Source organism: Desulfovibrio biadhensis, from assembly GCF_055388615.1.
Window position 1 is genome coordinate 4,787,591 of record NZ_AP042477.1, and the last position, 26,710, is coordinate 4,814,300.

The following is a 26,710-nucleotide window of genomic DNA, read 5'->3' on the forward strand; positions in this document are numbered from 1 at the left end:
TGCAATTGCAGTTTTACTTTAGCGCCTTGCGTTTTTTCGCGATCATGCGGCGGATGCTCGCGAAAACCGCTTCAGAATCACGGAGGTTCATGGATTCGACATCAACGGCGCTCTGTCCCAGCATGCGCATGAGAGCCAGACTTTCCTGCAATTGGTCGTACGCGTTAGTATTCATGCTTTTGTCCATGTTGTGCCAAACAAATTGGCGTTCAAGTCGACTGCGCATGATCGTGCCGGGTGGCGTTGTCCAGAGTCTTCACCAGCCAGTTGTTCAGGCTGCTTCCGTGTGTCTCCGCCAGTACCGCCAGCTTGGCATGCAAATCTGGTGGGAGTCGCAGTGTAACCCGACCGGAATACGGCTTGTTGGGCTTGTGTCCGAATTTGGCGCAACTCTCAAGATAAAAATCCACGGCTTCCTCAAAGGCCTTGCGGATTTCTTCCACCGAATCGCCGTGAAAGCCCACGACATCGTTTATACCGGCAAGGTGCCCCACAAGGCATTCATCTTCAGCGCTGTAGCTGATGATGGCTCTATATCCCTTGTATGTCATAGTGTTGTCAGTATTGCTCATGGTTCAACTCCCAGTTTGATCAGAAAGTCCCTCGCGTCCCGCACTTGGTATGGCTTGGCTTCCTTGCCAGGATGCGGTCTGTGGAAGTCCGCTTTTTGGCCGTCACGCCTGAATGCGACGCGAGAACCAGTACCCTCGGCCAGTTCGCAGCCAATGGCGAGCAGTAGAGATTCGATATCCGCCCACACCAAATTTTTGGGTGTAGGAGAACTAAAAAGAGCTGCGAGCGTTTTTCGCTGCTTACTGTTCATGACACATAGTGTCGCTTAGTGGTGTCAATGTCAAGATGTGTTCGCCCTAGTTCATCAAAATAACAACATATTGTCTTTTTGAGGGCCAAGCGCCCCAACCAGCGCCGCATGACGGCCTCCAGCGGAAACGTCATGCCCGCACCATACGGCCTGGGAACGAACAAGCCCAACAAGCACGGTCTGCGCTGGCTATACCTGCCGTTCATACTCCTCCTTGGCGTCGGCAGCATGGCGCTGGCAACCCAGCGAACGGCCTCCTTCTTCGGCCACCATCCGGCGCTTGGTAATCCATTGGGCACGGCCTGGGGAATCCACTGGTATGCGCCCTGGTCGGTGATTGCCTGGCAGGAACAATTCGGCCCCAGCGACTCCTACGGTTTTATTGAGCGGGCCATCGCTCAAAGTCAGACGCTGTTCCTGGCGCCACAATTCGCCATTCTCGGAGCGTGGCTCCTTTTTCGACGCAGGCTGAGGGCCAACGCCGACCTGCACGGCTCGGCCCGCTGGGCCACGGAAAAGGAAATTCGCGCCATGGGCTACCTGGCGGGCCAGGGCGTCTACGTGGGCGGCTGGCGCAAAAAGTACACCGGCTCGGCGCTACTGGCGCGCTTGCTCCGGGGCGGGGCTGACGAAGAGCAGTTGTACCTTCGACACAACGGGCCGGAGCACGTCATGGCCTTTGCGCCCACCCGCTCCGGCAAGGGCGTCGGCCTGATCCTGCCCACGCTCCTGGCCTGGGAAGGCTCCAGCATAGTGCTGGACATCAAGGGCGAAAACTGGGCGCTCACCGCGGGCTGGCGGAAATCCCAGGACCAAATGGTGCTGCGCTTCGACCCGTCCGACCCGTCCGGCGACTCCGCCGCCTTCAATCCCCTGGAAGAAATTCGGTTGGACACGCTGCTGGCCATCCCGGATGTGCAGAACATGGCCGCCATGTTGGTGGACCCCAACGGCAAAGGGCTGGAGGACCACTGGAGCAAGTCGGCTTTCGCCATGCTGGGTGGAGCCCTTCTGCATTGCTGCATCATGATCCTCCACGATCAAAAGCGCACGGCCACGCTGTATGACCTTTCCCGCATGCTGGCGGATGAAAGCCGCGCCATCCAGGACCTGTTCCAGGAGATGGTGGCAACGGACCACGCGTCCCTGCTGCGAGAGCTGTTTCCTGAAAACGAAAGCGGCGACAAGGCGCACATCTTCATCGCAAGCTCGGCCAGGGAGATGCTGAACAAGGCCGACAACGAGGCCTCGGGCGTCGTGTCCACGGCCCTGGCCAACCTGGCCCTGTACCGCGATCCGGTGGTGGCGCTGAACACCGCCTCCTGCGACTTCCGCATCCATGACCTCATGAACCACGACCGGCCGGTGAACCTGTACCTGGTGATTTCCCCGGCGGACATCGACCGCATGCGTCCCTTGCTCCGGCTCATGGTGGACATGATCGTGCGACGTATCTGCGCCCGGATGGAGTTCGCGGACGGCGGGAGCGTGGCGGGCTACAAGCACCGGTTGCTCATCCTCCTGGACGAGTTCACCAGCCTCGGCAAGCTCCCCATCATGGAAAAGGCGCTGGCCTACATCGCGGGCTATGGCGGCAAGGTCTACGTCATCGTCCAGGACATAACCCAGCTCAATGCCGTGTACGGCAAGGACAATGCGCTCATGGCCAACTGCCACGTGCGCATCGCCTACGCGCCGAACACCATCGAGACGGCCAGAACCCTTTCCGACATGACCGGCAAGACCACGGTGGTGGAGGAGAAGGTGTCGCTTTCCGGCTCGCGCTCCGGGCGCATGAAGAGCGCCTCCATGAACGTGACGGAGACGGCGCGGCCCCTGCTCACGCCGGACGAATGCATGCGGCTGCCAGGCATGCGGGTCGGCCCGGAAAAGGACCGCCAGGGCAAGCCCATCGTCACTCCGGGCGACATGCTGGTGTTCACGGCCGGGCAGCCGCCCATCTACGGACGGCAGATCCTGTACTTTCTCGATCCGGTCTTCGCCTCCCGCTCAAAGATTCCGGTTCCCGGTCTGAGCGCGGCCCATCCCGGAGGCGTGAGCGACTCCCTGTACCGGACGCGCCAGGCTCCACAACAAGCCCCACAAGCTCCTGCCCAGGAGGAATCCAATGAACGCTATTTCACGGAATAACCGGGTCCGGCGCTCGCTCTTGGCGGTCCTGGGCCTGCTTTTGGCCGGGTACCTCGCCCATGCCGCAGGCTTGCGCGTCAACCTCACCCCGTCCCTACCCAGGGGAATCTACCGGCTCGCGCCGGGCGAACCCCAACAGGGCGATCTGGTCAGCTTCTGCCTGCCCGGCGAGTTCGCCGATCTGGCGCGGGAGCGCGGTTATTTGCGCGCCGGTTCCTGCGAGAACGGGTTGCGTCCGCTGCTCAAGCGCCTGGTGGCCGCGCCGGGCGATTCCATTCCAGCCGATTCCCTGGCCGTCCGCAGCATGGACAGCCAGGGGCGGCCCATCACCTCCAGCCTCCGGGCCGGAACGGTTCCGCCGGGTATGGCCCTGGTGCTGGCCGACCATGAGGGCAGTTTCGACAGCCGGTATTTCGGGCTCGTCCCGCTGGAAGGTCTCCGGCGGGTGGAGCCCCTTTTCGTGTTCAACCAAGGAGAATGACCATGCGACACAAGGAGTACCTTGCCGCCGCCGCAAAGGCGGCAGCCGAGCAACTTGCCGGTGATCCGGCGCTGTACGTCCCGCTCGATCCGGACGTGGCCGACCACATGGGCGCGTTTCCCGAAGACGCCATTGTGCTGGCGGACATGATCGAGGACGCGCTCTTGACCATGAACGCACAGGGGGAGGTGCTGCACGATGAGTGATACGCCCCAAAAGGCCAAGCGCCGCCCGTTCCATGAGGAATTCGCGGAAAAGATCATCGCCCACCTCAAGGCCGGGACAGCGCCCTGGCAGCAGCCCTGGCATGCGGGAAAGGTCCTGGCCGCGCCGCACAATCCGGCCTCGGGCACGGTGTACCGGGGCATGAACCGGGTGCATCTGTCCCTGTCCGGCTATGACGATCCACGCTGGATGACCCTGCGCCAGGCCAATGACAACGGTCTGAGCATCCTGCCCGGCAGCAAGGCCACCCCCGTAGTCTACTTCCAGTTCACCAAGGAACAGGACCGCCTGGACGAAGACGGCAAGCCGGTTCTCGGTGAGGACGGCAAGCCTCTGAAGCAGACCGTGGAACTGGACAGACCCCTGGTGCGATTCGCCCACGTCTTCAATGCGGAGCAGATCGACGGCATATCGCCACTGGAACTCACGGACAGAGCCTTCGAGTGGGAGCCCGTTGAAAAGGCGGAGAACATCCTCGCCGCCTCCGGCGCGAACATCAGGCACGATCAGAGCAACCGGGCCTTCTACCGCTACGCCACGGACTCCATCCACCTGCCGCCGCGCGAGAACTTCGAAGAACCCGGCCTGTACTACGGCACGGCCCTGCACGAGTTGGGGCACTGGACGCGCCATTCCTCACGCCTGGACCGGGAAAACGGCCCCTTTGGTTCGGAAATGTATGCCCGTGAGGAACTGCGGGCGGAAATCGCCTCCTGGATGCTCGGCCAGGACATCGGCATCCCGCATGATCCGGAACAGCATGCGGCCTACGTGAACTCCTGGATCAAGGCACTGGAGGACGACCCTTATGAAATCGTCCGGGCCTGCCGGGATGCGGAGCAAATCAAGGGATACATCATGGGATTAGAAAGGGAAAAGGAACTGGCGCAGGAGCAGACGGTAGGAAGACCGGCACAGACGCCGGAGCGGGAAGAGGACATTGCGGCCATGGATGTACCCGCCAACCCGGCCAGGGAGAAAACCTTCCTGGCCGTCCCATACAAGGAAAAGGAACAGGCCAAAAAGCTGGGAGCCAGGTGGGACAGGGAAAACAAGCTCTGGTTCGCGCCGGAAGGCACGGACTTGAACCGGCTTGCCGCCTGGCTGCCGGAAGAAACCCGGACGCCGGAGCCGCCGCGCTCCCTGGCACCACAAGAGGAATTCACCCTGGCCCTGGAACAGGCCGGGCTGGACCTTGGCGGCGAGTCTCCGATCATGGACGGAGCGATTCACCGGGTCCCGCTCGTTGGCGGCAAGCGCGGCGAACTGGACGGCGCCTATTGCGGCTTCCTGGATGAACACCCCGCCGGGTGGATGCAGAACTTCAGCACCGGCGAAAAGGACAAATGGGTGGCGAGCGGCCATACCCTGAGTAAGGAAGAGCTGGAAGTCCAGCGGGCGGAGATCGCCCAAAGGCGTGAGGAACGACAACAGGCCCTTACGGAGCGCCGAAATGAGGCTGCACGGGAGGCCCACACGGAATGGATCGCTTACGATTGGGCCACCGGAGAAAATCCCTACCTCCAGGAGAAGGGCATCCCGCCGTTGGGCGTCCGGGAGGATCTGGACGGCAACTTGATGGTACCGGTGCAAAATGCCGAGCGGGACCTGCGCGGCCTGCAATTCATCTCGCCGGACGGCCAGAAGCGCTTCCTGCGAGGAATGGAGAAATCCGGTAATTTCCATCTGGTTTCCGAGCCCGGCAAGGATCTTTCGCAGGGCGAAATCCTCCTGGCCGAGGGCTACGCCACAGGCGCGAGCCTGCACGTGGCCACGGGCAAGCCCGTGGCCGTGGCCTTTGACGCAGGTAACCTGGAGCCGGTGGCGCGGAAGCTGCGGGAAAGGTACCCCAATGTCGCCATCACCATCTGCGCGGACAACGACCACCAGCACAAGCGCGGCAATGAACCGTGGAACAAAGGCGTAGCCATGGCCCAGGACGCGGCCAGGGCCGTGGGCGGCAAAGTGGTGGCGCCAGTCTTCAATGAAGATGAGCGGGCGCGCGGATTGACGGACTTCAACGATCTCCATCAGTCGCGCGGCCTTGAAGAAGTTCGGAAGCAGATCGGCCTGACCCCGGAAAAGTCCCGCAACCAGGGCAAAACGCGGGAATTGGCCTTGTAAACGTATCTCCCTTCAGCTCCATCGTTGTGTTTAAACGCCTGCCTGCCTCAGAGCAGCAACATGCAAGGAATTGCCATGAAGCTGCTCATTCTCGAATCCCCCGGTAAGGTCAAGAAGGTACAGGAAATCCTCGGTCCCGACTGGAAGGTGGCAGCCTCGGTCGGCCATGTGCGTGATCTGCCTCCCAGAGAAATGGGCGTGGCCGCGCCGGATTTCAAGCCGAAGTACGTTCCCACGGACAGGGGCAAGGAGGTGTTGTCGCGTCTGGCCAAGTCCGCAAAACAGGCGGAGGCCGTCTATCTCGCCACTGATCCTGACCGCGAGGGCGAAGCCATTGCCTGGCATCTGCAGGACGCTCTGAAGCTCAAGGACGCCAGACGCATCACCTATGCGGAGATCACGGAAACGGCCATCAAGACGGCCCTGGATGCTCCGCGCTCCATCGACATGGCCCTGGTGGCTGCGCAGGAAGGCCGCCGGGTGCTGGACCGCCTCTGCGGCTACATGGTCAGCGGACCGCTTTCCAGTGTAGCCGGCGAAAGACTTTCCGCTGGCCGGGTGCAGAGCCCGGCTGTGCGTTTGGTGGTGGAGCGCGAGCGGGAGATCAAGAGCTTCCGCAGCACAATCCACTACAGCGCGGAACTGACCTTTGAGCAGGAGGACAACATCGCGGAGGGCTGGAAGGCTGTCTGGCAGGTCAAGCCGTGGTTGGAAGATGGCCAGGAATACCTGCTTGATAAAGCCCTGGCCCGGAAAGCGGCGGCGCTCCGTTCCCTGGAAGTGCTGGACTGCGAAGAATCGGAACGCCGCTGCGCGCCTCCGGCGCCCTTCACCACCTCCAGCTTGCAACAAGCTGCTTCCAACGTCCTGAAGCTCTCGCCCAAGCAGACCATGCTGCTGGCGCAGAAACTCTATGAGGGCGGGCACATCACCTACATGCGCACAGACTCTCCCAATCTCTCGCAGGAGGCCGTGGACGCTATCCGCGTCTATTGCGAGGGCCAGGGCTGGCCGCTGGTGGAAACGCCCCGCACCTGGAAGTCAAAAGAAGGCGCTCAAGAGGCGCACGAAGCTATCAGGCCTACGCACATCGAGGTGGAGGAAGCCGGGGAAACCGACGAGGAAAAGGCCCTGTACCGGTTAATCCGGCTGCGTTCCCTGGCGAGTCAACTGGAGGATGCGGTGTATGCCGTGCGAGTGCTTCAACTCGCCACGGACCTGGACGGTAGACAGGCGCTCTTTGAGGCCAAGGGCCGGACCCTGCTCTCTCTGGGATGGAAAGTTCTGACAGCGAATGACGCGGTAACGGAAGATGCGCCATCAGACGATCTGGAGAGCGCGGCGGAGCTGGAAAACCCGGTCCCGGCCATGAAGACGGGTGTCTTGCTCTCGGCCCAGGCCGGTACTGTGCTGACCAAAAAAACAAAACCCACTACGCGCTTTACCGAAGCCAGCCTGGTGCGCGAACTGGAAAGGCGGGGCATCGGCCGCCCGTCCACTTATGCAGCCATTCTGGATACCATCACGCGACGAAGCTACGTCAAAACCGAAAAGCGCTTTCTGCTCCCTACACAATTGGGTGAGACCGTGGTGGATTCCCTGTACGGCCACTTCTCCTTTGTTGAGTACGAATTCACCCGAACCATGGAGCTGGCTCTGGACGACATTGCCGCCGGCAAGGCCGATTACCGGACCGTGGTCGGCAAGGCCCATGCTCGCCTGAGACAGGAACTCCAGGCATTTGCCAACGCTGCCGATTAAAGCTGCCCCCAAATGCAAGCCTAAAAAAAGGGTAATAGTGGCTATGGCTTTAGGGAGTACTCTATTTGGCCGAAGCATATTGAATCTATTTCCAGCATTAATCATTAAATAAACCAGTTATATACGCTGGCAAAAATACTCGGCTGCTTTTAAGGACAAGCGCATTGTGCAATAATTACGGATTATTGTGTATACCGCTTTAAATTGCACTGACTTATTTTTAAGATAATGTTCCATAAACTTTAGCCAATTCAAATAACTAGCCAGCCACACAACGCTAAACATAACGACTAAGATACTGCGCACAGTAAGGCGTTAACTGAACATCAATATGGCGCATTATGCATGGAGGTTACATCTTAGTGCGTGGTGTTAAGATGAACGGTTTGTTGTTCGTAAATTGCAGCGATGCAAACACCTTATGTGCCAGGTATTTTTTTATCGCGGTCGCTATGCGACTGCTTTATTCCATGGGAGTTCCTCATGAATAAAAAGACCACCATTCATTTAGCGAGATTTGAACGTCAAGCGCAAAAAACAATTAGCATGGCATTTGAAATATGCGAAGCTCAATTGAGAAATGGCCAAGCTACACCAAAGAAAAAAGCGCTTGCTTCAGCGACCCTTTCTTTGAAAAGGGCGATAGATGTATTTATTTCTATTCACAGAATTCGTGATCAACAGAGCTGATCAACGACAAGAAATGATACTACTCCACTTTAGCAAGCTCACCGAAAGCGATCATGGCAGACGGGGCTACAACAAAAAGGGGCGCAGAGGCATAGTGAATGGCGGTGAAATAGGCAAGAAGTCGATAGGATCGGGCTTTTTTTCATCCGGGTAGCTGCTAAATTTATGCAGGTAGAAGTCAGGGCGAAATTAATCATAGCCCACTATTTCAACTGCTGCTGACAGCAAGTCAATCCAAGAAACTGATTTAATTCCGAAGGCTGAGTCCATGAATCGGTACTAGTTAAAAAGGAGAAAAACGATGTCCCGTTTTAAATTCATACCGCTGCTATGCGCAGCGATCATGCTTTTTTCAGCAGGGGGAGCAATGGCTGCAGACTATACACAGAATCCGTTCACTCTGGTTTATGAAGGTGCGATCACCGAAAACGTAAAAGGTAAAGTAAACATCCACCAGGTTACATACAAACTGAACGGCATCGATATTGCGGCCAATGTGTACACCCCGGCCAACTATGACGAGAGCAAGAAATATCCTGCCGTGGTGGTCGCCCATCCCAATGGCGGCGTCAAGGAGCAGGTTGCCGGTTTGTACGCCCAGCACTTGGCCGAACAGGGCTACATCACCATTGCCGCCGACGCTGCGTATCAAGGCGCGAGCGGTGGCACTCCCCGCAATGTGGATAAGCCTGCCAACCGTATCGAAGATATTCATGGCATGGCTGACTACATCAGCCAGTATCCCGGGGTTGAGAATACGCGCATCGGCCTGCTGGGTATTTGCGGTGGGGGAGGCTACTCCCTGAAGGCAGCCCAGACGGACAAGCGTTTCAAATCAATCGCCACGTTAAGCATGTTCAACTCAGGGCGCGTCAGACGCAACGGTTATATGGATTCCCAGCTTTCTACGATTCAGGATCGCTTGAAGCAGGCCTCCGATGCCCGCGCACAAGAAGCGGCTGGCGGAGAGTTCATCTATGCCGCTGAGGCAAGACCGACTGATGAACAAATTGCAAAGTTGCCTTACGACCTGTATCGTGAAGGGTTCGTCTACTATTACAACACTCATGCCCATCCGAATTCGACCTTCAGGTACACGATGAGCAGCCTGCTGGCCCTGATGAACTTTGATGCCGCCACCAACATGGATTTGATCGAGCAGTCGCTGCTAATGATCGCAGGCAGCAAAGCCGATTCGCTCTATATGACTGAAGAGGCTTTCAAAAAGGCCGTCAATGCAAAGGACAAGGAGTTGTTCCTCATCGAAGGCGCGACTCACATTCAAACGTACTGGAAGCCGCAATATGTGGAGCAGGCCATGGAAAAAATGACACAGTTTTTCGGAAATACATTGAAATAGGAAAAGCCTCCATAAGTGCGGTGGCACCAAGGCGGTCTTCTGGGCCGCCTTATTCATTTTTTCCAGCGTGCGCCCAACCTCTTCGAAATACTTCCTCGCATATTATTATGCAATAATTTCGTAGAAATGATCTACCGCCCTCCCCAGGCGCCATTTAATCATAATTTCAGTAAGAATTTTTTGGCCACCCCTGAGCAAGAGAATAATGGTCATTGCCACCGGGATTGTCCGGCATGCTCCTGGTGTCCTGTTGGCGAGGACATCGAACGAAAAATTCAGAGGAGAAAGTGATGAAGAATAAAGGAATGAGCGCGATTTTTGCTACGGTGCTGATCCTCGGCCTCATGGGAGCCGCAGCATATGCCCAGGAAGAGACACCTACCAAAGAGCAAACTCGGGCCCAGCAGTTGTTCGGCGACATTGCCCCAAAGATGGCTCAGCTTACGGACGATGTGCTGTATGGCGACGTATGGGAGCGCCCCGAACTGTCCAAACGGGACCGAAGCCTCGCAACGGTCAGCGCGCTTGTCGCCATGAACCGTCCGGACCAGCTCCGTTCACATATCAGGCTCGCCCTGCGCAACGGAGTACAAAAGGGCGAAATCGTAGAGACCATCGTCCATCTGGCATTCTACTCCGGATGGCCCAACTCGGTGACCGCCATTCGAGTGGCAAAAGAAGTCTTCAACGAGCAGGAGTAGTCGGGGACCTGTCATGCGAATATTCGTCATAGCATTTCTATCAAGTGTCCTGTTTGTGGCCAACGCATACGCCCAGTCCGACCAGTCCGTCGTGGTCACCAGGCTCGGCTCGGCTCCTGCCGTCAAGGCGAGCGAGGAGTACTTCACAGGGACTGCTTATGTTGATTCACGGTTCAAGGCCGAAGCCCCAGCTCGTATTGCTGGAGGGACTGTCGTTTTTGAACCGAGAGCCCATACCGCATGGCATTCTCACCCGCTTGGCCAGACATTGATCGTGACTGAAGGTGTTGGGTGGGTTCAAAACTGGGGCGGTCCCATTCAGGAAATCAGAGTTGGCGATATCGTTCGCATCCCGCCTGGCGTGAAACACTGGCATGGGGCTTCACCAACCTTTGGCATGACGCATATCGCAATTACTGAAGTATTGGATGGGAAGACCGTTGAATGGATGGAGAAGGTGAGCGACCAACAATACAACAATGGTAATCCCCCATCAAAAAAATAGCCCTGAAAGGTATGTTCTTAGCCGTTTAGGAACTTCGCGGAAATCCCAAATACTGGCACCAGTGACATGCCGTTGCTAATTTTTTTAGAATCAAAAGCAGGAGCTACTAATATGAAGACCAAACAAAGCGATCACGCTCTGGAAGTCCCCCCATGCTGAACCGGCGCAAATTTCTTATCGCAGGAGCAGGAGTGGCCGCAGCCTCGTTGCTGCCTCATGTTTCAACCGCTGCACAACCTCTGGAGGGGAATGGCCCTCTCATGGATACAGACAAAGGTGGTCTTCATCATCCTTCAAGCTTGGGGGGCCGCAGACTCGGAGCGCTCGAGGTGTCGAGCATCGGCCTCGGCGTTCAGAATATGAGCCGCAAGTATGAAACCACCGTGCCGTACCGACCTGAAATGATCAACGTCATCCGTTCCGCCTTCGATCATGGGGTCACCTTTTTCGATGCTGCAGAGGCCTACGGCCCTTTTGAAGTGGAACGTATCCTCGGTGAAGGCGTGGCTCCCTTCCGAGACAAGATAGTGATTGCCACAAAATTCGGATGGAATATCGATCAGGAAACAGGCAAGCGGCTCCCGGGACTCAACAGCCGCCCTGAGCATATTGAGCGGGTGGTCGAGGGGATGCTCAAACGCCTTCGGACCGATCGCATCGACCTCCTCTATCAGCACCGGGTCGATCCCGAAGTTCCGATTGAAGACGTCGCAGGAACGGTCAAGAAACTAATGGACAGGGGTAAGGTCTTGCACTGGGGACTGTCCGAGATGGGGCTTAAGACTCTGCGTCGCGCTCATGTGGCGTTGCCCGTAACAGCAGTCCAGAACGAGTACTCCATGATCTGGCGCGGCCCCGAAAAGGAAGTGATCCCGACGTGTGAGGAACTTGGGATCGGCTTTGTGCCATGGAGTCCCCTCGGTGTTCAGTTCCTGACCGGTTGGATTGATGCGAATACACGGTTTGCAGCCGGTGATTTTCGAGGCACCACTTCCCGGTACTCGCCAGAGAATTTACCGCACAATCTGGCGCTCGTGGAATTGGTAAAAAAATGGGCTGAACGAAAATCTGCCGCTCCCGCGCAAATTGCGCTGGCCTGGCTTTTGGCGCAGAAACCCTGGATCGTGCCTATCCCCGGAACGACTAATAGGGAACATATGCTCCAGAACCTCGGCGCAGCAACCATTACTTTGACACCCGCCGAATTGGCCGAACTGAATGAGTCTGTCGCATCGATTAAAATCCGGGGACAGCGCCTCCCAGACAGAGTGCAGGTCTTCTCAGATGTAGAAGCCTCCCTGAAGAAGTGAAGGATCCTGGGGCTCCCAAATGAATGAGAAGTGGAATTAGAGAGCATCGTTGGGGCAGTCTGGTACCCAGTCAAGTTCCAACTTGAGGTGTTTTTCGTCAATACACGGTTGTTTATAGAAAGAGGAACGTCGCATGAAGCAAAGAAATCACATGAATCCCCCGACTATATCCCGCCGAGAGATGCTAAAGCTGACCAGTGCAGCCGCCGCTCTAGGCGCTCTCGTTCCCGCAGCCTTGGGCACTTCAGCTCGAGCGGCAGAAGCAACACGGGAAGGAATTCTCATTGTCTATTTTTCCATGCCGGAAACAGACAACCCCAATAACATGACCCGTGACGAAGACAACAGTGTGGTTGTCATCAACGGAAAGGTCCTGGGGAATACGCAATACGTCGCTCAACTGATCCAACAAATGACTGGCGGCGATATGTTTCGCATTGAGCCCCAACAACCGTACCCGACGGACCATCGTACATTGGTTGATCTGGCAAAAGAGGAACAGAGAAGAAACGACAGACCGGCCATTGCCGGGCAGGTTGAAAACATGGCTGCGTACGAAACGGTTTTTGTCGGATACCCAAATTGGTGGGCGGATATGCCGATGATTCTGTACACGTTCCTCGAAAGCTATGACCTTTCCGGTAAAATCGTCATCCCATTCAATACACATGGCGGGAGCGGGTTTTCCAAGACCGTCAGCACAATTGCCCGCTTGCAGCCGAATGCCCGAGTCTTAAGAAACGGTTTCACCGTCTCCAGGAATAGCGTGGATCGGGCGGAACCTGACGTTGCGGAATGGCTGGTCGAGCTTGGCTATAAGAACTAATGGAACGTTGCCCAAAAAGAACATCTCATTTCTTCCGGTACCCCAAAATAATGCAATCCCCGGTACGTGTTGCAGTGAAAGCAAATGTGGTTAGGAGGAATGCGGTTATGCCGATCCGGACACGGCCTCCCTCTGCCCCATTTTATGCAGTTTTTTGATGTCGCGTAACGGAGGAGCCCCGAACTGGCGCTTGTACTCCCGGCTAAACTGTGACGGGCTTTCGTATCCAACCTGCATGGCGGCGGTGGTAGCATCTTGTTGTTCCACCAACATGAGGCGTCGGGCTTCGTGAAGCCTGAGCTTTTTCTGGAATTGTAGAGGGCTCATAGCCGTCATGGCTCGGAAATGTTGATGGAAGGTGGATATGCTCATGCCGGTTTCTTTTGCTAGCCCATCAATCTTGAGTTGCTGGACATAGTTTGCTCTCAACCAATCGATGGCTTTGGCAATCTGATGTCCTTGGCTTCCTGTGGTAGCTATGTGTCGAAGACGCTGTCCTTGTTCTCCCATGAGCAGCCGATACAGAATTTCCTTCTGAACCAACGGTGCGAGAATAGGTATGTCCTCCGGGAAGTCCAACAGCTCCAGCAGGTGGATAAAGTTATTAAGTAATTGCGCGGAGACTTCGCTCACGGTCATGCTTGGTCCTGCTACGGGAAGACGCATGGTCGGGAGGTTGCTGTCCACCATGAGTTGAGACACCACACCTAAGTCGAGTTTCAACACAAGACCGAGAAGTGGGGTCTCCTTGCTCGCTGTGGCGACGCTGGCAACGACCGGCAACCCCACGGAAGTGATCAAATAGTGGTTGGCGTCGTACACGTACTCATCGTCGCCGAGTTTGACTCGTTTTGCCCCCTGGGCGACGAGGCAGATGCACGGCTCGTACATGGCACTCATCGGTTTCGTTGGTGCTTCATATCGGACCACCAGCAAACCTGGAATGGCCGACTCAAGCCGGTGCTGTTTCTCTGTCAAATAGTCGATTCGTTGAGCCAATACATTGCGCGCAACGCTGATATCGGTTTGCATCTCATTGCTCATTGTAGGTCTCCTTTGAATTTTATCGATACCAGTTTCTTTTCTTTTTGGACAAGGTGTTCGTCGGGCATTTCGTACAATCATGCAAAAAATTGAGAGGATCAGTCTATTCGTAGGAAGAGTGTTGGCAGTAGAAAAAATACAGCAATTGAATCGGACCGGAGTGAGAGGAAAACGCTTTCCCCCTTCTTGGAAGTTCCTACAAAACTGGTCGTATAGCCTCAATTCACATCACAAAGGAGATGAACATGAATTTCGAATATCACAACCCCACCCGGTTGATTTTTGGTGCTGGATCTCTTTCCCGACTGGGCGAAGTCGCCAAGGAACTGGGCAAAAAGGCCCTGATCGTCACCGGCGGGGGCAGCGTTAAGCGCAATGGTACGTTTGATCGTGCAATCAGGAGCCTGAAGGCCGCCGGCGTCGAGTTTGCCGAATGTTCCGGAGTCGAACCAAATCCGCGAATTAAATCCGTGGCCCGTGGCGCACAGGTTGTTCGGGATGAAGGATGCGACATCGTCATCGCCATTGGCGGTGGCAGCACAATGGACGCATCCAAGGTGATCGCTGCCGCGGCTCTCTACGACGGCGATCCGTGGGACCTGATCGGACACGGCCAAGAGAACTGGGGCATCCCCACCGAGGCATTGCCCATCGTCACTGTGCCCACCCTCGCCGCCACTGGATCCGAGACGAACTGCGGCGCGGTCATCTCCAATGATGAGACCAAGGTAAAGTCCTTCGTCTCCACCAAGTGCCTCTATCCCAAGGTCGCACTGGTCGACCCTGAACTGACCCTGACCGTTCCCAAAGACCAGACCGCCTACGGCGTCTGCGATCTCATCGTCCACGTGACCGAGACCTATTTCAACGGCATAGGCGGAACGCCCATTCAGGACAGCTTTGCCGAAGGCGTCATCCGAACTGCGTTGGAGTGGGGGCCGAAAGTTGTGGCCAACGGCAGCGACCTCGAGGCACGCACTCAGATTCAATGGGCCGCGCTGGTCGCTCTCAATGGTTGGCTGCAGGTCGGGACCGACTACAAGGTTCCGGTGCACATGATAGAGCACGCCATCTCGGCGCATCACAACGTCACTCACGGCGCCGGGCTGGCGGCCATAAATCCGTCATGGATGCGGTTCGCCGCCAAGGTTCGGCCCGGACGGTTCGCCCAGTTCGCCGAGCGCGTTTTCGGCCTCTCCCGCGATGACAAAAACGATCTATCCTTCGGCCTGGAAGGCATCGACGCCTACGAGGAGTTCCTGCGCTCCATCGGTTGTCCCACCAGCCTGACCGAACTTGGCATCGGCGACGAGCTCTTCGAGCAGTACGCGGATGATGCCCGGTTGGTTGCCCATGACAAGGACGGCAATTTGCTGGGACGTCCTGCACTGAGCAAAGACAACATCATCGAGATATTGCAGGCAGCACTGTAACAGCAAAGACTCCCGCCCGCTTTTGGGGCGGGCTCACTCCCTATGCTCAATGCGGATATTCAAGACAGGTGAACAATGAGAACAGTCACTTTGAACAACGGCGTAGAAATGCCCATCCTGGGCTTCGGCGTATTCCAGATCGTTGACCCTGGAGAATGCGAGCGGTGTGTGCTGCAAGCCCTGGAAACCGGCTACCGCCTCATTGATACGGCCGCCTCCTATATGAATGAGGCGGCCGTGGGAAAAGCCCTGGCAGAGAGCGACGTAGCGCGGAAGGAGCTCTTCATCACCACCAAGCTGTGGGTCCAGGACGCGGGATATGAAAAGACCCTCAAGGCATTCGAAACTTCGCTTTCCAAGCTGCAACTGGATTATCTCGACCTGTATCTGATTCATCAGCCGTACGGTGATGTGCACGGTTCCTGGCGGGCGATGGAAAAATTGTACCGTGACGGCCGTGTCAAAGCCCTCGGCGTGTGCAATTTCCAGCCTGACCGGATCATGGACCTCATCGTCCACAACGGGGTGGTCCCGGCCGTCAACCAAATCGAAACCCACCCATTCTGCCAGCAGACCGAAACCCAAGCGTTTCTCCGAGACAACAGCATTCAGATGCAGTCCTGGGGCCCGTTCGCCGAGGGCAAAAACGATCTCTTCAACAACTCGACGCTCAAGTCCATCGGGGCGAAGTACGGCAAAAGCGTTGCCCAGGTCGTCCTTCGTTGGCTGACGCAGCGAGATGTCGTCGCCATTCCCAAGTCCGTGCACCTGGATAGGATAAAGGAGAACTTTGACGTGTTCGGCTTTGAACTTGCCGCCGAGGATCTGGCGCGGATCGCGGAACTGGACATGGGCACCAGTAGCTTCTTCGATCACCGCGACCCCGAAATCGTCAAATGGCTAGGAACAAGAAAACTGGAACTATAGCCAGTAATGCGACAGGCCTTGCGCCCCGACCATTCATTTATACGAAGGAGGTTGTCATGAGGAAAAGGATAAGACTTCATGTGGTACTGCTTCTCGCAGTCTGTTTGTTCATGGCCTCGGGATCTGCTTCCATCGCCTCAGGAGCGCAGGGGCCGTTGAGCATCAAGAGCCAGGGCAGCTTTGCGGTGGGCGGGACGGTCGTTACCGCTCCTGGGGACTATACACCCTTCAGCCGCGCGCCCGAGGGGCAGACGCTCCATGGGGATCATGCCTATGTGTTCTACCAGATTCCCGAACATCCCAGAAAACTTCCCATGGTGCTTTGGCACGGCTTCGGCCAGTTCTCCAAAACCTGGGAAAGCACCCCGGACGGTCGGGAAGGATACCAGAACATATTCCTGCGCCGCAATTTCAGCGTCTATGTCATTGATCAACCCCGCCGGGGAAATGCCGGACGGACGACCAAGGGTGTTACCGTTTCGACCACTCCAGATGAGCAGTTCTGGTTCAACATGTTCCGGGTGGGTACCTGGCCGAACTTCTATCCTGGTGTGCAGTTCCCCAAGGATCCAGAGGCGCTGAACCAGTACTTCCGCCAGATGACCCCCGACACTGGACCCATCGACATCGACCTCAATTCTGACGCCGTTGCGGCCCTGTTTGACAAGATCGGCGAGGGGATTCTCGTCACCCATTCGCACAGTGGCGGCATGGGCTGGGACGCGGTGTTGAAGAGCTCCAAAATCCGGGCGGTCGCGGCATATGAGCCGGGCAGCAATTTCATCTTTGCCGAGGGTGAAGTCCCGGCTCCCATCACGAGCAAGTTCGGCGATCTCAAGGCCTCCAGCGTGCCCCTGTCCCAATTCATGAAGCTGACCCGAATTCCGATCGTCATCTATTATGGGGACAATATTCCGGAGGAGCCTTCCGAGGATTTAGGCAAAGACCAGTGGAGAATTCGTCTCGCCATGGCGCGGAAGTGGGCTGAAGCCGTCAACAAGCATGGTGGCGATGCCACGGTTGTGCACCTTCCCGAGGTTGGGATTTATGGCAATACCCACTTTCCGTTCTCCGACCTGAACAACCTGGAAGTGGCCGATCTGCTCTCGGCATGGCTCAAAGAAAAGGGACTGGATTAGACCGACTGAGCGACTCCGCCTGTCGGAACAGGATGTAATCAGGAGAACGATGTGCAGAAAAGACAATTGGGAAAGAGCGGGCTGGAAATCTCGGCTCTCGGTTTGGGTTGCATGGGCATGAGCCACGGCTACGGCCCTGCTGCGGACAAACGGGAGATGATCACCCTGATCCGGACCGCCGTCGAGCGTGGTGTCACCTTCTTCGACACCGCCGAGGTCTACGGTCCCTTCGTCAATGAGGAACTGGTGGGCGAGGCGCTGGCCCCGTTCAAGAGTGAGGTGGTCATAGCCACCAAATTCGGCATCCAGACCGTGGACGGCAAACAGGTAGTCGACGGCAGACCCGAGACCATCCGGCAGTCCGTGGAAGGCTCCCTCAACCGGCTCGGGGTCGAAGCCATCGACCTGTATTACCTGCACCGTGTTGACCCCGCCGTGCCCGTAGAAGACGTGGCCGGGACAGTCAAGGAGCTGGTAGAGGCCGGCAAGGTCAAGCATTGGGGGCTGTCCGAGGCCGGAGTGAAGACCATCCTCCGCGCCCATGCGGTCCTACCCGTGACTGCCATCCAGAGCGAATACTCCATGATGTGGAGGCAGCCCGAAGAGGAACTGCTGCCCGTGTTGGAGGAACTCGGCATTGGGTTCGTCCCCTTCAGCCCATTGGGAAAGGGGTTCCTGACCGGCCGGTTCGACCGCTCCGCCACCTTCGGCAAGGACGACTTCCGCAGTATCGTGCCCCGCTTCACCCCGGAAAACCTCGCCGCCAACCAGGTGTTGGTTGATTTGGTCAAGACCCTTGCGGCGGACAAGGGCGCCACCCCGGCACAGGTCGCGCTGGCCTGGGTGCTGGCGCAGAGACCGTGGATTGTACCCATCCCCGGCACCCGCAAGCTGGAGCGGCTGGAGGAGAACCTGGGAGCGGCGGGTGTCGAACTGACCGGTTCGGAACTGAACGATCTGAACGGAGCCCTCTCCCGCATCGAAATATCCGGGGATCGCTACCCTGCGGAATACGCCAAGCGGGTTGGCAAGTAGGGAGCAGCATGAAGGGCCAGCAACATAAATGGAGCACGGCCAATTGGCTCCGGTCAATCTGCCACTATCCCATATTCTGGATAAACCGAAGGTGGGCAATGTTCGGGTTGCTGGCCCTTCTTTTCTTCCTCCCTGCGCTTGTGGAGGCCGGGCAGAAACAGGCCTCCGGGGAGAGCGATGTGGAGCGCTTTGAACACATCCAGGTGGATGATACGGTGCAAACCGTTTTGACCCACCCCGCCTTTCGCGGGTTCGCCCAGTTCATTCTGCCCCGCGCCAATCGCAGGATCGACGGCGCCATGCCGCTGAAGAGCATCCATTCGCTCCTGCCCTATCATAGCCGCATACGAGTGGAAACGACCGTGGACGTGCTCAATGCCATGATCGACGCGGCTGCCGATGGACAAACCATCTTCTATAACTTCTACCCTGACGCTCGGGAGGAAGTGCCCCCTTCCATGAACGCGACGGGACTGTTCTTCTTCAGAGGAAAGCCCGGTGCGCCTCTCGCCATCGTTTGCCCTGGTGGCGGATTTTCCTATGTCGGCTCCATCCATGAGGGATTTCCCCAGGCATTGGAATTGAGCCGGCAAGGCTACAACGCATTCGTCCTGAAGTATCGGGTCGGGAGTGGCCAGCACGCTACCGAGGATCTGGCGGCCGCCCTATCGTACATTTTTACAAATGCGGGTCGCTTGGGAGTCGGCACCAGGGGCTACTCCCTGTGGGGCAGTTCTGCAGGGGCAAGAATGGTCGCCTATATCGGGACTCATGGCACCGCCGCTTTTGGCGGCGACGACCTGCCGGTCCCTGCGGTCATCGTCATGGCGTACACGGGGCATACCGAATTTTCGAGGACCGATCCTCCCACCTTTGTCATGGTCAGCGCAGATGATCCCATCGTTAACTTAAATACTGTGGAAAGACGCGTCGATGCCATGCGTTCCGCGGGAATCGACGTCGAGTATCACAAATATCGGGGCGCGGGCCACGGCTTCGGGCTCGGCATCGGAACGGATGCCGAGGGATGGATGGAAGACGCCATCCGGTTTTGGGAGAAGCACCTCCCCGGTCAACCATAGGTTGCGGAATATTTTTGGGGGGCGAATCCGCCGCTTGGCAGCGACGCCCCGAAGATCAAGAGAGAAAAAACATCATGAGCAATTTGAGTAAAGCGGCTTTTCCCCATGAGGAGACTCAAAGCGAAGTTTCAACAGCCCACCATTTGGCTGAACATGCTGATCCCGGCGTGGTTCCGTCGCCCTTGGCAACCGTGGCTTAGAGCCGGATTGCGTAACAAACAGGCACAAACACCTGGGCGGTCAGGTCCTGCTCGCCACCGGCGGCTGGTGCTACTATCAGGAGTGGCGAAACCTGGCTCGTAAACTCTATGAGGGCGATGTGGTCAATATCCCTGCCTCGTGAAACACTGGCAGGCGCCATCAAAGACAGCTGGGGCGTGCACATCGCCATCGAGATCCACCCCACCAAGGAACCGGTCACTTGGCTGGAGCCGGTTCTCGGGCACTGATCATGACGCGTTGTACTGGCTGGCTCCCCGATATTATCGGCGAGAGCTGATGCCGGATTAATTAACGTATGAGAGGAAAAAGGTATGAAAGTTCTTCTGGTAAACGGCAGCCCGCATCCCAAGGGGTGCACTTACACCGCACTGTCGGTAGTGGCCGATGCCCTTGCCGATAACGACGTGGAGACAGAGATATTCCAGGTCGGCATCAAGCCCGTGGCCGGGTGCATCGCCTGTCGGAAATGTGCCGAGGACGGACAGTGCGTCTTCGAGGACAAGGTCAACGAGTTCGCTGAAATGGCGAAACAGGCCGACGGGTTTGTCTTTGGTTCGCCGGTCCACTACGCCGCGGCCTCGGGTTCGATGACGTCCTTCATGGATCGGGTTTTCTTCTCCACATACTGTTCCGGCAACAGGATATTCCGGCTAAAACCCGGCGCGGTCGTTGTTTCGGCCAGGCGGGCCGGGACCACCGCCACCCTGGACCAATTGAACAAATACCTCACCTGGGGCGAAATGCCGGTCGTCTCTTCGAGATACTGGAATATGGTTCATGGCCACACTCCGGAAGAGGTGATGAAAGACCAGGAAGGCGTGCAGATCATGCGTGTGTTGGGCAAGAACATGGCCTGGCTCCTTAAGTGCAAGGAGGCAGGGTTGAAGGCGGGCATCCCCTTGCCCGAGCAGGAAGAGCAGATCATCACCAACTTCATCCGGTAGCCTTCCAGGGCTTCTTCGAAAGAATACGAAACCGACATCGCAGCCCCCCTGTTCCGGTCGATTGCCACGCGATCAGACAGGGGCTTCTGCATATTCCCCATTTCCGCCCCATTCCTGGACAACCCGGGCAATAAATGCAGAGGATCGGCCTACTTGGCTTAGCTCCTGTCTATTAGCTTGAAAAGAAGCTTGCGAACGGCCGGGGATGCTGGACGACGTATGCGGCGTGAGTCGCACAAAATACCGATTCCTGAGCCAGATGACACCATGACCAGGTCGAAGCGCGAAGCAGCCCTAAAGCGGGCATATCTCCGGGCATCACCGTGATGGGCCGCTGGTGATTGAATCCGGCGGGTATGACTGAGAACTCTATGAACAACACAAAGACGGTAGATGACGCGCAACTGATCACCGGCATGCTCTTCATGTCCATTCTTGGGGCATTGATGGCGTTTACTTCATTGTCAACGGATATTTATCTCCCGGCGATGCCGGCAATGGCAAAGGAACTGAACGGAAACGCCGAGCTGACAATCACTGGATTTTTAGTCGGATTTACCATCGCCCAACTTGTTTGGGGGCCGGTCAGTGACAGTATTGGTCGCAAAATTCCACTCTTCATAGGCATGTTGGTCTTTGTGATTGGGGCTGCCGGTTGCGCCATGTCTTACTCAATTGGACAAATCGTCTTCTGGCGCATTGTCCAAGCGGTTGGCGCCTGTACAGGTCCGATGTTGGCAAGAGCGATGATTCGGGACCTGTTTTCCAGCACTAAGGCGGCTCAAATGTTGTCGACCTTGATGATAATCATGGCCATAGCGCCGATCATTGGCCCGCTGCTCGGCGGTCAAATCATTCGGGTCAGTAGCTGGCATGGCATATTCTGGCTTCTCACCGCTATTGGGGCGCTGATGTTCATATCATTATTTTGGTTGCCCGAAACATTGACCAAAGAAAAACGAACTCCTGCCTCGATAAGTAATGCTTTCGTCAACTATTGGTATTTATTAAAACACAAGGTATTCATGCGCTTTACTTTGTGCATCACGTTCTACTACGTTGCCGCTTATGCATTCATTGCTGGATCACCAATTGTTTATATCTCTTATTTCGATATCGCTCCTCAAAATTATGGCTGGCTTTTTTCAGTCAATATTTTAGGCGTGATGCTTCTCAGTTTTGCCAACAGATATTTTGTATACCGCATGCCATTGCATCAGCTTCTGCAAATCGCGACGGCAATTTCCCTAGCGGCCATCTTTGCAATGTCCGTGTTTGTTAAAACAGAACTCTACGGAATATACATTATTGTTGGAATGGTTTTTATATTTTTTTCAATGAATGGTGTCGTTGCAGCTTCTGCAACAGCTGCAGCACTGGATGAAGTCCCACACATTGCAGGCTCCGCTTCGGCACTAATCGGAGCTATGCAGTATGGAAGCGGCATCATCTCATCGTTGCTACTTGCCTTGTTTAGCAAAGGCACACCGTGGACCATGACATGGATAATGTTATTGTTTACAGCAGCATCGTTTCTCACCGTATTGGGGAAAATAAAAAAATATACATAACACAGCAATTTGATTTTGGCATTTCTACGCATTCATCCTGCTGGCTGGCCGAGTCGAAATTGGTGTGCCTCGTATGCATGATTGTGGTGGCGTGCGCCATGACACATCCCTCTTTACCCAATTTGTTTTCCCTCTGTCGGGTCTTCGGGTGTATCCATGCCCCTCCGCCTATACCTTTCCGATTCGGAACAAAAGGACATGATTCAGAGTCCTTTTATCCTTATTGACTATCCTTCTCGGAGAATCATGCAATGATTGCGGAGAATCAGTCTACCCGGTTTTCCCCATGCTTCCTACATTGCATCCAGACAATACGAGCAGCCCGATGCGCGGATAGTTGTCGACGAGTTATCATTCAGCAAACAAGGAGTAGCTCAATGTCGAGCAAGAAAAAGACTGGGCGGCTCCAGCTTTCCCGAAGGGATTTGCTCAAGTTCGCGACATCCGGTCTGCTGGCCGGTATTACCAGGCCAATCATGTTCGGCAATTCCTCGGCATACGCTGCGGGATCGGCTCTGGAAGGCAAAAGAGTGTTGCCCGTCTACTATTCACGGACCGACAACACCCGCACCATGGAGGGGTACATTCGGGAAATGGCTGGCGGCGACATAGTCCGCATTGAAACCGTGGATCCGTATCCGTCCGAATACAAGCCAACGACAGTGCAGGCGAAAAGGGAATTAGAATCCGGCTACAAGCCTCTGCTGAAGACCAACGTCGAGGGCATGGAGGCACGACGTGGTCTTGTCGGCTTGCCGTGCTGGTGAAGGACTATCACCACTCCGCTCATCCCGTTCCTCTTTGAATACGATTTTTCCGGCAAGACAATGATCCCGTTTATGACCCATATGGGAAGCGGTTTGGGCCAAACCACGTCATATGTCAGGGTACCCTGGGGCGGGTGGCAATCCTGGAGGGAAAGGCCCTTCGCGGTGATTCCGTCGTCTCTTCACGCGACAAGGTTGCCCGGGTTGCGCGGCCTAAACGTGAGTTCGTGGTGCAGGCTACTCCAATGAGCAACGAATTGCCTAACTCTGGCTATCCACCATCTGATTGCGGCAGGGAGTCGAACAATAATTGCGGAGAATCAGGCATGAATAAGCCAGAATCGTTCATTCCCTGCGAGGACTGGTTGGAACATGATTCCAGAGGGCGCTTGAGGGCCGGGTTTCATCTTTCCTGCAACTTAAAGCACATAAGAAATGATCATGAACAATTCCATCTCAAGACGCAAATTCATCAAAAGCAGCACCCTCGCAGCTTTCTCCATCGCGGTCACAGGACACAGAGGACTGGCTGCGGGACAGCTTGCTGTCCCAGTGTACTTTACTAAGGATATCAGTCCAACAGGTCTTATGAAAGCATACAATGGCGCCATGCAGGGCCGCAAGCTACCCGGCAAGGTGGCGGTAAAGCTGCATTCGGGAGAACCCGGAGGGCATAATTACCCCGCGCCAGCGCTTATCAAAGATCTGGTCCAGTCCGTGAACGGCACCATCGTGGAATGCAACACCGCCTATCCGGGCAAGCGCTTCAACACCGCAGAGCACATGACGGCTCTTGAGGATCACGGTTTCGCCGGCATTGCGCCGGTAGACATCATGGACGAGGAGGGCTCCTTGAGCCTGCCTTTCCCAACGGGTAAAGCCATCAAGGAAAATTTTGTTGGTTCGCATTTCGCCAGATATGAATCCTTTTTGATTTTGTCCCATTTCAAGGGGCACGCAATGGGCGGCTTCGGCGGGGCCATTAAGAACATGTCCATCGGCATCGCTTCCGGCGAGGGCAAGATGTGGATTCACACTGCCGGCGTAACGAGAAGCCGTGAGGATTTCGGACTTTGCTTCAAGACGGACCAGGATCTGTTTCTCGAGTCCATGGCCGAGGCGGCTGGGTCCGTGATCAACAAGCTGGGCACCAAGCGGATCGTATACGTGAGCCTGATGAACAACTTGTCCATCGACTGTGACTGCGACAGCCATCCCGCTCCGCCAGAACTGGCCGATATTGGCATCCTGGCTTCTACTGATCCGGTCGCTCTGGACAAGGCCTGTATTGACCTCATCTATGCTGCTGACAAGGAGAAAAGTGCTTCCCTGCGTGCCCGCATCGAGGAAAAACACGGCACACATACTCTTGATCACGCCGAAGCCATGGGTGTCGGTCGACAGCAGTACCAACTGATCAGCATCAACGGATAACCCCCTTATCTACGGCGGTGATGTCCTCGGGATCTGGTGGCGGAAGTAGAGAAGAGGAATATTCGTACTAGGATTTTCTACCGCGAAGGAGGACTGGCTGTGGGCAACTCTTTCTTAGTTGTTGGACACTCCAGACAATCGAGCTGAAAAATAAAGGAGTTCGTATATGTCCACATGGCTTATTACCGGATGTTCAAGCGGTCTTGGTCGGGGATTGGCCCAGTCCGTGCTGGCGCATGGGGAAAATGCTGTCGTTACGGCGAGAAATCCCGCAAAAGTTCAGGATATAATCGCCTCTTATCCCAAGACGGCACTCGCACTCGCACTCGATGTGCGGGACGATGAACAGATTGCTGAGGCAGTACGCTTGGCCGAAGCCAAATTCGGCGGGATCGATGTGCTCGTCAACAATGCCGGGCACGGCCTTCGAGCCGCCATCGAAGAAGCGGACCGAACGGAGATTGACGAAGTCTTCGCCACTAATTTTTTCGGCCCCATCGCGATGATCAAAGCGGTTATGCCTGGTATGCGGGCGAGGCGTATGGGAACCATCATCAACGTCTCCTCAATCGCAGCACGCGATCCCGGCATGGGATCGGGCTATTACGCAGCGACAAAATGCGCGCTCGAAGGCATATCCGGTGGGCTGCGTAAAGAGGCCAAACCGCTCGGTATCAAGGTCATTGTGGTGGAACCCGGCCAGTTCAAGACTGACTTCTATGGCCGATCATTGACGCAGTCACGTGACGCCATTGATGATTATGCCGAAACCGCCGGACGCAACCGTATCGAAAACGAATCGCCCGATGGTGATCGAGTCGGCGACCCGTCGCGTGCTGGCGATGCTATTATCATGGCCGTCGAATCGTCCGATCCGCCCGATCTGTTATTACTGGGAAGCGATGCCCTCAAGGTGGTCGGTGCCGCGCTCGAAAAGGATCGTACAGAGCTGGAGGCGTGGAAAGCCATCAGCGTGAGCACTGATTTCAGCGTTTGAAAACGTCCCGGCGAAAATTCAAACGGATGATCGCCGGGTGACATGTTGTTGTATGCCCCTCGGACGCTCCCCGGCATAGGAGCGTTTGGCACGCGAAGGTCATGATCCTAAAAGCGGCTGGAGCTTGGCGGCTTCGGTTTCGCGTCGGAGCGCATTCGATTCGCCGATGCGGACCGTTATCCTATTCCGCCAGGAGGCACGCTGGCCGGAAGCCGTTGGCGACCGGCGAACTAATCCTGGCTGGATCAAAATGAAAGAGGAGGTTGTAACAATGTCTCGTAATTGGCTTATTACCGGATGCTCAAAGGGACTTGGTCGAGCTTTGGCGGAGGTATTGATCGAGCATCATGAGAATGTGATTGCCACCGCTCGTCGACCGGAGAGTCTTTCTGATCTCGTCTCCGGACACGAAAACGCGCGCGCAATAAAGTTAGATGTCACGCAGCCTGAAGACATCACGGCCGCGGTCGATGCCGCGCGAGAAGCCTTCGGGCCGATCGATGTGCTCGTCAACAATGCGGGCTACGGATACATCTCCGCAATCGAAGAAGCCGAGGAAGTGGCGTACCGGCAGCTGTTCGAGACGAACCTGTTTGGCCTCATCGCTTTGACCCGCGGGGTATTGCCTGAAATGCGCGAAAGGCGTTCAGGACATATATTCAATATTTCCTCTGTCGGAGGCCTTATTGGCAATCCCGGTTCAGGCTTCTATGCCGCCACAAAGTTCGCTGTTATCGGTATTTCTGAGGCGTTGTCTAAGGAGATGGCCCCCCTTGGTGTCAAGGTGACGGCCGTCTTGCCCGGCCCATTTCGCACTGAATGGCAGGGACCTTCGCTGCAAACTTCTCATCATCAGATTGTCGCCTATGACGACACCGTTCATAAACGGATCAAACAGCTTGCAGCAACCGATGGGCAACAACCCGGCGATCCGCGCAGGGCAGGCGAAGCAATATTAGCCGCGGCTGACAGCGAGGAGCCGCCTTTACATCTCATCCTCGGCGCACCGGGCTTAAAGATGGCGCGCGAACACCTGGCTGAGATGGCATCGGAATTCGATACTTGGGAAAAAGTGACCCTCAGCGCCGATTTCCCGAAAGTGTCATGACCGAAGTAGGCAGCAAAAAGAGACAGCGGGGCGGGTGAGGCATACTCCCC

27 protein-coding genes are annotated in these 26,710 nt (G+C 56.2%); 23 read left to right on the forward strand and 4 right to left on the reverse strand.

Annotation, left to right across the window (positions count from 1 at the left end; genetic code table 11):
• Positions 1–13 precede the first annotated feature (13 nt).
• From ACZ5EH_RS20755 to ACZ5EH_RS20765, 3 genes are read right to left on the reverse strand one after another with little or no spacing between them, the layout of a single operon-like run.
• A complete protein-coding gene (locus ACZ5EH_RS20755; protein ID WP_464275767.1) occupies positions 14–175 on the reverse strand; it encodes a hypothetical protein in 162 nt (53 codons plus the stop codon).
• A gap of 34 nt (positions 176–209) precedes the next feature.
• Positions 210–572: a type II toxin-antitoxin system HicB family antitoxin gene (locus ACZ5EH_RS20760; protein ID WP_464275768.1), complete on the reverse strand. Its 363-nt coding sequence runs from the start codon at positions 570–572 to the stop codon at positions 210–212.
• The gene (locus ACZ5EH_RS20765; RefSeq protein WP_464275769.1) at positions 569–823 is read right to left on the reverse strand and encodes a type II toxin-antitoxin system HicA family toxin; all 255 of its coding nucleotides are present in this window, start codon (positions 821–823) and stop codon (positions 569–571) included. The genes ACZ5EH_RS20760 and ACZ5EH_RS20765 overlap by 4 nt, the downstream gene beginning before the upstream one ends.
• A 132-nt stretch (positions 824–955) precedes the next feature.
• On the opposite strand from ACZ5EH_RS20765, the gene ACZ5EH_RS20770 reads away from it, so the two are divergent.
• The 11 genes from ACZ5EH_RS20770 to ACZ5EH_RS20820 all read left to right on the forward strand — a co-directional run bounded on the left by ACZ5EH_RS20770 (position 956) and on the right by ACZ5EH_RS20820 (position 12,957).
• The gene (locus ACZ5EH_RS20770; protein WP_464275770.1) at positions 956–2,974 is read left to right on the forward strand and encodes a type IV secretory system conjugative DNA transfer family protein; all 2,019 of its coding nucleotides are present in this window, start codon (positions 956–958) and stop codon (positions 2,972–2,974) included.
• On the forward strand, positions 2,952–3,455 hold the full coding sequence (gene traF / locus ACZ5EH_RS20775) for a conjugative transfer signal peptidase TraF (protein ID WP_464275771.1): 504 nt from the start codon (positions 2,952–2,954) through the stop codon (positions 3,453–3,455). The genes ACZ5EH_RS20770 and traF overlap by 23 nt, the downstream gene beginning before the upstream one ends.
• Positions 3,452–3,661 (forward strand): hypothetical protein, encoded by a 210-nt coding sequence (locus ACZ5EH_RS20780; protein ID WP_464275772.1) that lies wholly within the window; start codon positions 3,452–3,454, stop codon positions 3,659–3,661. Before traF ends, ACZ5EH_RS20780 begins: the two co-directional genes overlap by 4 nt.
• Entirely contained in the window at positions 3,654–5,804 is a 2,151-nt protein-coding gene (locus tag ACZ5EH_RS20785) for a zincin-like metallopeptidase domain-containing protein (protein WP_464275773.1), read from the forward strand. Before ACZ5EH_RS20780 ends, ACZ5EH_RS20785 begins: the two co-directional genes overlap by 8 nt.
• A 75-nt stretch (positions 5,805–5,879) precedes the next feature.
• Entirely contained in the window at positions 5,880–7,565 is a 1,686-nt protein-coding gene (topA, locus tag ACZ5EH_RS20790) for a type I DNA topoisomerase (protein WP_464275774.1), read from the forward strand.
• 483 nt (positions 7,566–8,048) lie between these two features.
• Positions 8,049–8,255, forward strand: a complete 207-nt coding sequence (locus tag ACZ5EH_RS20795; RefSeq protein WP_464275775.1) for a hypothetical protein — start codon at positions 8,049–8,051, stop codon at positions 8,253–8,255.
• Positions 8,256–8,622: 367 nt separating this feature from the next.
• A complete protein-coding gene (locus tag ACZ5EH_RS20800; RefSeq protein WP_464275776.1) occupies positions 8,623–9,615 on the forward strand; it encodes an alpha/beta hydrolase in 993 nt (330 codons plus the stop codon).
• 290 nt (positions 9,616–9,905) lie between these two features.
• Entirely contained in the window at positions 9,906–10,316 is a 411-nt protein-coding gene (locus tag ACZ5EH_RS20805) for a carboxymuconolactone decarboxylase family protein (protein ID WP_464275777.1), read from the forward strand.
• Between the two features lie 13 nt (positions 10,317–10,329).
• Positions 10,330–10,821 carry a (R)-mandelonitrile lyase gene (locus tag ACZ5EH_RS20810; protein WP_464275778.1) on the forward strand — a complete coding sequence of 164 codons (492 nt, stop codon included), beginning with the start codon at positions 10,330–10,332 and terminating at the stop codon, positions 10,819–10,821.
• Between the two features lie 260 nt (positions 10,822–11,081).
• Entirely contained in the window at positions 11,082–12,131 is a 1,050-nt protein-coding gene (locus tag ACZ5EH_RS20815) for an aldo/keto reductase (protein WP_464275779.1), read from the forward strand.
• A gap of 133 nt (positions 12,132–12,264) precedes the next feature.
• A complete protein-coding gene (locus ACZ5EH_RS20820; RefSeq protein ID WP_464275780.1) occupies positions 12,265–12,957 on the forward strand; it encodes a flavodoxin in 693 nt (230 codons plus the stop codon).
• Between the two features lie 105 nt (positions 12,958–13,062).
• Here ACZ5EH_RS20820 and ACZ5EH_RS20825 read toward each other — a convergent pair whose 3' ends face one another.
• Positions 13,063–14,001: an AraC family transcriptional regulator gene (locus ACZ5EH_RS20825; protein WP_464275781.1), complete on the reverse strand. Its 939-nt coding sequence runs from the start codon at positions 13,999–14,001 to the stop codon at positions 13,063–13,065.
• 245 nt (positions 14,002–14,246) lie between these two features.
• On the opposite strand from ACZ5EH_RS20825, the gene ACZ5EH_RS20830 reads away from it, so the two are divergent.
• From ACZ5EH_RS20830 to ACZ5EH_RS20885, 12 genes are all read left to right on the forward strand, one after another.
• Positions 14,247–15,434 carry an iron-containing alcohol dehydrogenase gene (locus tag ACZ5EH_RS20830; RefSeq protein WP_464275782.1) on the forward strand — a complete coding sequence of 396 codons (1,188 nt, stop codon included), beginning with the start codon at positions 14,247–14,249 and terminating at the stop codon, positions 15,432–15,434.
• 90 nt (positions 15,435–15,524) lie between these two features.
• The gene (locus tag ACZ5EH_RS20835; RefSeq protein WP_464275783.1) at positions 15,525–16,361 is read left to right on the forward strand and encodes an aldo/keto reductase; all 837 of its coding nucleotides are present in this window, start codon (positions 15,525–15,527) and stop codon (positions 16,359–16,361) included.
• A 56-nt stretch (positions 16,362–16,417) separates the two neighbouring features.
• The gene (locus ACZ5EH_RS20840; protein ID WP_464275784.1) at positions 16,418–17,500 is read left to right on the forward strand and encodes an alpha/beta hydrolase; all 1,083 of its coding nucleotides are present in this window, start codon (positions 16,418–16,420) and stop codon (positions 17,498–17,500) included.
• 51 nt (positions 17,501–17,551) lie between these two features.
• Entirely contained in the window at positions 17,552–18,535 is a 984-nt protein-coding gene (locus ACZ5EH_RS20845; RefSeq protein WP_464275785.1) for an aldo/keto reductase, read from the forward strand.
• A 98-nt stretch (positions 18,536–18,633) separates the two neighbouring features.
• Positions 18,634–19,617 carry an alpha/beta hydrolase gene (locus tag ACZ5EH_RS20850; RefSeq protein WP_464275786.1) on the forward strand — a complete coding sequence of 328 codons (984 nt, stop codon included), beginning with the start codon at positions 18,634–18,636 and terminating at the stop codon, positions 19,615–19,617.
• 317 nt (positions 19,618–19,934) lie between these two features.
• Positions 19,935–20,066 carry a hypothetical protein gene (locus ACZ5EH_RS20855; protein ID WP_464275787.1) on the forward strand — a complete coding sequence of 44 codons (132 nt, stop codon included), beginning with the start codon at positions 19,935–19,937 and terminating at the stop codon, positions 20,064–20,066.
• 84 nt (positions 20,067–20,150) lie between these two features.
• Positions 20,151–20,783 (forward strand): flavodoxin family protein, encoded by a 633-nt coding sequence (locus ACZ5EH_RS20860; RefSeq protein WP_464275788.1) that lies wholly within the window; start codon positions 20,151–20,153, stop codon positions 20,781–20,783.
• A 371-nt stretch (positions 20,784–21,154) separates the two neighbouring features.
• Positions 21,155–22,354, forward strand: coding sequence for a multidrug effflux MFS transporter (locus ACZ5EH_RS20865; RefSeq protein ID WP_464275789.1), 1,200 nt, complete (start codon positions 21,155–21,157; stop codon positions 22,352–22,354).
• Between the two features lie 377 nt (positions 22,355–22,731).
• Positions 22,732–23,121, forward strand: coding sequence for an NADPH-dependent FMN reductase family protein (locus ACZ5EH_RS20870; RefSeq protein ID WP_464275790.1), 390 nt, complete (start codon positions 22,732–22,734; stop codon positions 23,119–23,121).
• 441 nt (positions 23,122–23,562) lie between these two features.
• Positions 23,563–24,555, forward strand: a complete 993-nt coding sequence (locus ACZ5EH_RS20875) for a DUF362 domain-containing protein (RefSeq protein ID WP_464275791.1) — start codon at positions 23,563–23,565, stop codon at positions 24,553–24,555.
• Between the two features lie 166 nt (positions 24,556–24,721).
• Entirely contained in the window at positions 24,722–25,552 is an 831-nt protein-coding gene (locus ACZ5EH_RS20880) for an oxidoreductase (RefSeq protein ID WP_464275792.1), read from the forward strand.
• 271 nt (positions 25,553–25,823) lie between these two features.
• Complete coding sequence (locus ACZ5EH_RS20885) at positions 25,824–26,660, forward strand: oxidoreductase (RefSeq protein WP_464275793.1); 837 nt, start codon at positions 25,824–25,826, stop codon at positions 26,658–26,660.
• The last annotated feature ends 50 nt before the right edge of the window (positions 26,661–26,710 follow it).

Coding starts and splice junctions, on each gene's coding strand:
- ACZ5EH_RS20755 (WP_464275767.1), bottom strand. CDS start 175: ATGAATACTAACGCGTACGACCAATTGCAGGAAAGTCTGGCTCTCATG.
- ACZ5EH_RS20760 (WP_464275768.1), bottom strand. CDS start 572: ATGAGCAATACTGACAACACTATGACATACAAGGGATATAGAGCCATC.
- ACZ5EH_RS20765 (WP_464275769.1), bottom strand. CDS start 823: ATGAACAGTAAGCAGCGAAAAACGCTCGCAGCTCTTTTTAGTTCTCCT.
- ACZ5EH_RS20770 (WP_464275770.1), top strand. CDS start 956: ATGCCCGCACCATACGGCCTGGGAACGAACAAGCCCAACAAGCACGGT.
- traF (WP_464275771.1), top strand. CDS start 2,952: ATGAACGCTATTTCACGGAATAACCGGGTCCGGCGCTCGCTCTTGGCG.
- ACZ5EH_RS20780 (WP_464275772.1), top strand. CDS start 3,452: ATGACCATGCGACACAAGGAGTACCTTGCCGCCGCCGCAAAGGCGGCA.
- ACZ5EH_RS20785 (WP_464275773.1), top strand. CDS start 3,654: ATGAGTGATACGCCCCAAAAGGCCAAGCGCCGCCCGTTCCATGAGGAA.
- topA (WP_464275774.1), top strand. CDS start 5,880: ATGAAGCTGCTCATTCTCGAATCCCCCGGTAAGGTCAAGAAGGTACAG.
- ACZ5EH_RS20795 (WP_464275775.1), top strand. CDS start 8,049: ATGAATAAAAAGACCACCATTCATTTAGCGAGATTTGAACGTCAAGCG.
- ACZ5EH_RS20800 (WP_464275776.1), top strand. CDS start 8,623: ATGGCTGCAGACTATACACAGAATCCGTTCACTCTGGTTTATGAAGGT.
- ACZ5EH_RS20805 (WP_464275777.1), top strand. CDS start 9,906: ATGAAGAATAAAGGAATGAGCGCGATTTTTGCTACGGTGCTGATCCTC.
- ACZ5EH_RS20810 (WP_464275778.1), top strand. CDS start 10,330: ATGCGAATATTCGTCATAGCATTTCTATCAAGTGTCCTGTTTGTGGCC.
- ACZ5EH_RS20815 (WP_464275779.1), top strand. CDS start 11,082: ATGGATACAGACAAAGGTGGTCTTCATCATCCTTCAAGCTTGGGGGGC.
- ACZ5EH_RS20820 (WP_464275780.1), top strand. CDS start 12,265: ATGAAGCAAAGAAATCACATGAATCCCCCGACTATATCCCGCCGAGAG.
- ACZ5EH_RS20825 (WP_464275781.1), bottom strand. CDS start 14,001: ATGAGCAATGAGATGCAAACCGATATCAGCGTTGCGCGCAATGTATTG.
- ACZ5EH_RS20830 (WP_464275782.1), top strand. CDS start 14,247: ATGAATTTCGAATATCACAACCCCACCCGGTTGATTTTTGGTGCTGGA.
- ACZ5EH_RS20840 (WP_464275784.1), top strand. CDS start 16,418: ATGAGGAAAAGGATAAGACTTCATGTGGTACTGCTTCTCGCAGTCTGT.
- ACZ5EH_RS20850 (WP_464275786.1), top strand. CDS start 18,634: ATGTTCGGGTTGCTGGCCCTTCTTTTCTTCCTCCCTGCGCTTGTGGAG.
- ACZ5EH_RS20855 (WP_464275787.1), top strand. CDS start 19,935: ATGTGGTCAATATCCCTGCCTCGTGAAACACTGGCAGGCGCCATCAAA.
- ACZ5EH_RS20860 (WP_464275788.1), top strand. CDS start 20,151: ATGAAAGTTCTTCTGGTAAACGGCAGCCCGCATCCCAAGGGGTGCACT.
- ACZ5EH_RS20865 (WP_464275789.1), top strand. CDS start 21,155: ATGAACAACACAAAGACGGTAGATGACGCGCAACTGATCACCGGCATG.
- ACZ5EH_RS20870 (WP_464275790.1), top strand. CDS start 22,732: ATGTCGAGCAAGAAAAAGACTGGGCGGCTCCAGCTTTCCCGAAGGGAT.
- ACZ5EH_RS20875 (WP_464275791.1), top strand. CDS start 23,563: ATGAACAATTCCATCTCAAGACGCAAATTCATCAAAAGCAGCACCCTC.
- ACZ5EH_RS20880 (WP_464275792.1), top strand. CDS start 24,722: ATGTCCACATGGCTTATTACCGGATGTTCAAGCGGTCTTGGTCGGGGA.
- ACZ5EH_RS20885 (WP_464275793.1), top strand. CDS start 25,824: ATGTCTCGTAATTGGCTTATTACCGGATGCTCAAAGGGACTTGGTCGA.